The organism is Clostridia bacterium (assembly GCA_014360065.1).
GTDB lineage: Bacteria > Bacillota > DSM-521 > Neomoorellales > JACIYF01 > JACIYF01.
This window is the reverse complement of sequence record JACIYF010000153.1, coordinates 1-5,184: the sequence shown is the minus strand read 5'-3', so window position 1 is coordinate 5,184 and position 5,184 is coordinate 1. Positions and strand designations below refer to the sequence as shown.

Annotated in this window: 7 protein-coding genes and 2 pseudogenes; 3 read left to right on the top strand and 6 right to left on the bottom strand. The window is 56.2% G+C overall.

The window, feature by feature from the left end; translation table 11 throughout:
* The first annotated feature begins 38 nt into the window (after positions 1-38).
* From tnpA to H5U02_13885, 3 genes and pseudogenes are all read left to right on the top strand, one after another.
* A pseudogene (gene tnpA / locus H5U02_13895) lies at positions 39-242 on the top strand (IS200/IS605 family transposase).
* Positions 229-1,059, top strand: coding sequence for a hypothetical protein (locus H5U02_13890; protein MBC7343513.1), 831 nt, complete (start codon positions 229-231; stop codon positions 1,057-1,059). Before tnpA ends, H5U02_13890 begins: the two are co-directional and overlap by 14 nt.
* Before the next feature lie 75 nt (positions 1,060-1,134).
* The gene (locus H5U02_13885; GenBank protein ID MBC7343512.1) at positions 1,135-1,551 is read left to right on the top strand and encodes a transposase; all 417 of its coding nucleotides are present in this window, start codon (positions 1,135-1,137) and stop codon (positions 1,549-1,551) included.
* An 82-nt stretch (positions 1,552-1,633) separates the two neighbouring features.
* Here H5U02_13885 and H5U02_13880 read toward each other — a convergent pair whose 3' ends face one another.
* The 6 genes and pseudogenes from H5U02_13880 to H5U02_13855 form a co-directional block, all read right to left on the bottom strand.
* A complete protein-coding gene (locus H5U02_13880) occupies positions 1,634-2,431 on the bottom strand; it encodes a GGDEF domain-containing protein (GenBank protein MBC7343511.1) in 798 nt (265 codons plus the stop codon).
* The gene (locus H5U02_13875; protein MBC7343510.1) at positions 2,432-3,058 is read right to left on the bottom strand and encodes a SpoIIE family protein phosphatase; all 627 of its coding nucleotides are present in this window, start codon (positions 3,056-3,058) and stop codon (positions 2,432-2,434) included.
* Positions 3,055-3,477 (bottom strand): anti-sigma regulatory factor, encoded by a 423-nt coding sequence (locus tag H5U02_13870; protein ID MBC7343509.1) that lies wholly within the window; start codon positions 3,475-3,477, stop codon positions 3,055-3,057. The genes H5U02_13875 and H5U02_13870 overlap by 4 nt, the downstream gene beginning before the upstream one ends.
* Positions 3,478-3,532: 55 nt before the next feature.
* Positions 3,533-3,889 carry an STAS domain-containing protein gene (locus tag H5U02_13865; GenBank protein MBC7343508.1) on the bottom strand — a complete coding sequence of 119 codons (357 nt, stop codon included), beginning with the start codon at positions 3,887-3,889 and terminating at the stop codon, positions 3,533-3,535.
* Positions 3,876-4,610 (bottom strand): STAS domain-containing protein, encoded by a 735-nt coding sequence (locus H5U02_13860; protein ID MBC7343507.1) that lies wholly within the window; start codon positions 4,608-4,610, stop codon positions 3,876-3,878. The genes H5U02_13865 and H5U02_13860 overlap by 14 nt, the downstream gene beginning before the upstream one ends.
* Before the next feature lie 86 nt (positions 4,611-4,696).
* A pseudogene (locus H5U02_13855) lies at positions 4,697-5,062 on the bottom strand (HD domain-containing protein).
* Positions 5,063-5,184 lie beyond the last annotated feature (122 nt).

The following is a 5,184-nucleotide window of genomic DNA, read 5'->3' as shown; positions in this document are numbered from 1 at the left end:
TTTATGGGTGAGGGTCCGGCCCATGTCCAGCACCGTTCCCGCAGGTGGCCCCGGCTGTAATTGCCAAGGTACCGAAGGGCTCTACAGCCCGGTCGCTCTTTACAAAGCACCCGGAACTAAAGAAAAAGCTGTGGGGCGGCCACCTGTGGAACCCGAGCTATTACGTGGGGACGGCGGGGCAGGTTTCCGGCGACACCATCAGGCGGTACATTGAGGCCCAGAAGGTGAATGAAGGTGGAGAGGATCCTCCTGACGGCCAGACTCAAGCTGGCCCCCACACCCAAGCAGAGAGAATGGCTCTGGGAGATGAGCCGTGCGGTCACCAGGCTGTACAATCTGGCCCTGGAGCAGCGCCGGTGGCACTGGCTGCGGTACAACCGTACCCGGCCGGGCGTCACATATGAATACCAGAACGCCCAGCTGGTTGAGCTCAAGGAAGCCTTTCCGGAGTTTAAGATCCTCTACAGCCTGGTGGCCCAGGAAGTCCTGCGGCTGGTCCAGAAGAACTTCAACTCCTTTTTCAGGCGGCTGAGAAGCCAGAGGGCAGGCGAAAGCCAGGAGACGGCCCGCCCGCCGCGGTTCAAGAGTTCCCGCTACTTCTTCACCCTGTGCTACGTCCAGAGCGGGTTCGCCCTGGAAGACGGCTTTCTCATCCTCTCCGGGGGCGGCGGCCACCGGGAACGAATAGCCATTGCCGGGGCGAGATTCATCCCCCACGAAGCCCACAGCCTAACCGTCACCTACGACCGCAAAGCCGGTACCTTCTACGCCAATGTCACTCACTGGGTCGAAGCCAAGCCGCAGGAAGAGAAAAAGCAAGCGCGGGTGGTGGCCTTCGACCCCGGGCGAAAAGTATTTCTTGCCGGTGCGGACGATTCCGGCCTGCTGGTGGAAATCCACTCCCGCACCAACGGCATCAACGCCTACTTCGACAGGCAGACAGACCGGGTGAAATCCCTGCGCGACAGGTGCAAGAAAGGCTCCCGCCGCTGGAAGCGCCTGAACACCGTGGCGGATGAGCTCTACCGGCGCCGCAGGGCACAGGTGAACCAGGAGTAGCTGCACGCGATCTCGAAGCTCCTTGCCGAAGGCCCCTGGGACGTTATTGCGGTTGGAAAGCCCGACAAACAAGACATGGTATCCAGAGATCCGGCCAAGGGTAGCGGCAATGCCAAAATCAACCGAGCGGTGCAGAACGACTGGCCGCTGGCGAAATTCCTCGGCTACCTGTCCTACAAGTGCAGCCTGCAGGGCAGGGACGCGAAAAATGCCGACGAACGCTACAGTACCCAGAAGTGCAGCCGCTGCGGGCACCGGCAGAAGCTCGACCCTTCGGTGCGGGTCTACCGCTGCCCGGAGTGCGGGCTGCTCATGGGCCGCGACGAGAACTCCGCCGTGAACCTGCTCAACAAAACTCTTGCCGAGCTGGCCCGGCCGCCGGTGAAGCCGGAAGGTTTCACCGGGCGTGCCGTGTACCACCGTACCCCGTGGGGAAGGTGGTACACGGAAACTTCCAGGGTACATAATATGGCCCTGGCTTCTGCGGGTTAACCCCTGCAGGATGCCCCCAATTTGATTGGGGGGTCACTTCTTCAATAAGCTCCAGCATTCCCTTTGAAAACCTCGCGTACGCTCACTCCCCATCATCGCCCTTGGCAAAAACCACTTTGTTTTTACCCAATTGTTTGGCTCGATACATCGCTTCATCCGCTTGCCGGATTAGCTCGTCGGGATCGACAGGGCCACGGCCGGCATACCCGGCAACTCCTATGCTTACCGTAAGAACCTCGGCACCCGGTGGCAGCATCCCCTTCACTGCTATTTGGGTCCGAATTCGTTCCAACGGAATCCTGGCCTTAGCAAAGTCCGTCGCCGGAAGGACAATTACAAATTCTTCACCGCCGAAGCGAACGGCCAAGTCATCATTCCGCAAAACTCTTTTGATAAAAGCAGCTATGAAACGAAGCGCGTCGTCGCCTGCCTGGTGGCCGTACTGGTCATTGATGCGCTTAAAATTATCCAAATCGAGCATGGCCACAACAAGCGGCTTTCCCTGCTTTTGAGCTTCTTCGAGCATCTGGGGAAGCAAACGGTAAAGGGCCAGCCGGTTATAAAGCCCGGTAAGATGATCGCGCTCGGCCTTTTCCTTCAGCTGGAGGAAAAACATATCAATAACTACCAGGATCTGGGCCAAAAACTCGGTGGCACGGGCTATGTATATCCACTGCACATTATCGCTGTCCCGCCTAATTCCCATGACCTCCCGTAAGGCACGTGTATGCACGTCCAAAATGCTGGCTGCCTGCACCTCGCTGTCGTCCAGGTAGCGCGGCAGATCCTGGTACGCTTCGAGAAGCAGCCCCTCCGTAGCCCCTTCGTACATATAACGTTCAAGATAACTGCGGTAAGTCGAGTAGAATTCCCCCGACAACTAGACATACCTCCTCCCTACCAGCACGCTGGCATCGTCTTCGGCGATGCCATATCTCTCTACCACACGGCGCGCCGTTGCTTCTCCTGTTCCCTCCCAGAGCCACGACAAACCTGCGGGCGAAAAGCCGCGCTTGATCCCGTCGGTACAGGCCAGAAGAAGAGCAGGTCCCGACAGCTCCAGCCGGCGGATGGCAGGATTAAACATTCTCTTGCCTACAATGCCCGGCTGCCCCACCAGGACCTCCGTACCTTTTCGCGTTAGTACCCACCCTCTGACGTTTCCGACCAAGATATATTCTATCGCTGTTCGGTCAAGCAGGGCTAAAAAAAGGGTACATCCCCGCGTCTGTGAAGCCGCTTCATCCACAACAGCGTATGCCTGCTGCAGAATACCCGCGGCCCGCTGGAGCGCCCGTGCCAGGACCACCGCTCCGTGGTGCGCTCCCTCCCCGTGGCCTAGCACATCTGCTACGACTACCAGTACGCGGGTATCCAATACCTTAGCGTAACAAAAGTCCCCGTTTACTTTCTCCCTCCGGTGGGGACGCGAATAAACCGATACTTCCCACCCGGAGCCTTCTCGTGCCTGCTGGTCAGTTTCCGGTTTTTCAACTTGTAATCTCAAAACTTGCGTCTCCTCTTTTCCACCACCACTGCAGTGCCCGTGCCGACTTCGGACACAATCTCAAAAGAATCCATGAGGCGCCTTATTCCCGATAACCCTATGCCCAGGCTGCGCTCATACGTTGTGTAACCTTTCGTCAGAACGAGATCTACGTCCTCAATGCCCGGACCGCGATCGACCGCAACCACCTGTATGGCAGGCCCGCCGTTTTCCTCAAGTCGTTGGCGGATCATTATTTTGCCAGTTTCCGCATAGCGATAGATATTGCGAGCAAGTTCGGAAACCGCAGTAGCTATTTTGGTTACATCAGCAAGAGAAAAACCAAACTCTTGGGCAAGTTGCTTGGCCATCTGCCTGGCTACGGCTATGTCTTCTTCCCGTACAATGCGCACCACTATGTCAAAGTCGTCCGCCGGCATGTCCAGCAACTCTCTCACTGTCCGCGCCAAGACCTCCTACTCCTCTCTTAAGGGGCTATACCAGAGCTAAAGCGTGCTCGAGGTCGCGGGCAACCAAAAAGCCTTGCAGTTCTATCCCCATTTGTGCCAGGGTTAGAGCCACGTGAGGCCGAATACCGCAAATCACCGTGCGGCACCCCATCAGGTGGGCCATGGCAGCTGTCTCCGAAAGAGTATAGGATATGTAGCTGTCCATCACTTCTACCATCCGCACGTCCAGAATGACCGCCCGTACACGTTGTTCCTGAATTTCCGCCAATAGCTGTGCTTGCAGCTTTTCCACAGTCTTATCGTCGAGGTCTATCTGTATGGGCACCAACAAGCAATCTGCAATCCTTATGGTTGGCACCACTTTCTCCTTAAATGTCGCCATGTCCTCCACCTTCGCCCGGGAAGTTACTGCCACCCACCCATGCGATTTGCCTTCGTTGTCTCTTCTCCTCCTCGAGCATAACTATAGCTTGGCGAAGAGCATCTTCAAGGTCACGCGCTATCACCACCATACGGAAATCGATACCTAACTTGACCAGGGTGTGGGCGATTTCGGGTTTAAGGCCGGTTAAGATAACCTCCGTTCCCAGCAACTTCACCGCGCTAAACATTTCAATAAGAAAACCTCCCGCTGCGGTGTCAATCGTGGGCACCCCGGTGACGTCCACAATTACCACTTTGGCCCGCGTGCTACTGGCGCGCTCCAAGAGCCTTTCTGCCATGGCCTGCGCCCGGTCAGTGTCCAGACTACCAATCAGCGGCACCAGCAGTACCTCGGTCCAAATGCGGATGATCGGCGTTGCCAACTCCGAAAGCATGTTCTCAAGCTCGCGAACAGCCTGCTCCCTGTCGTGGCTTAGTTCACCACAGAGTTCCAGAACCAGCGGCAAAAGTTCAGCTGTTGGAAAAGCTGGTACACGCTCGATAACAAGCTTCAGTTTCGCCCCCAGCCCCGCTTCTCCTAGTTCTTGAAGCAGCCCAAGCAGGGGTTCCCGCAGCGTTTCGCGCAAATTACTTCCGGTAGCGTCCGAAACAGTTGCTAACAAGAGTTTGCGCCAGAGCTTTCCTTCCTGCTCACTGGCACCCAGCTGCTCGGCAAGCATTTCCAACCGACTCTCATCCACTTTGACATACTCCTTTCAATATAAAAGTACGCGCGTGCAAAAAACATAATCGGCCGTCTTTGCGAATCTCGCTCTAAAACCTTTTTCATTGCTTCTGCCACTGCCGGGTCAAACGGCTTCCCGGAACAACGTCTTAGTTCCTCTATTACCCACTTTTGGGAAAACGCCCTGCGATAAGGCCTGTCCGACTTCATGGCGTCATAAGAATCCACCACCCTGATGATCCGGGCCATAAGGGGTATCTTTTCACCAGCGATGCCTTCCGGATAACCACCGCCACCATAGTCTTCGTGGTGGTAAAGAACCGCTTCAACTACTTCTTTCGGGAGATTTGCCCAGGATCTTTGCTCCCACCCTCGGATGAGACTGTATTTCTTTTTGTTCTGCCGGTGTAAGCTTGCTTGTCTTAGCAGTATATACTCCCTTACCCCAGGGTGCATAATATGGCCCTGGCTTCTGCGGGTTAACCCCGCGGGATGCCCCTCAATTAAATTGAGGGGAGGAGGTCAGGAAGGAATCACTTCGCCCCCCAAGCAAAGCTATCAGGGTACCC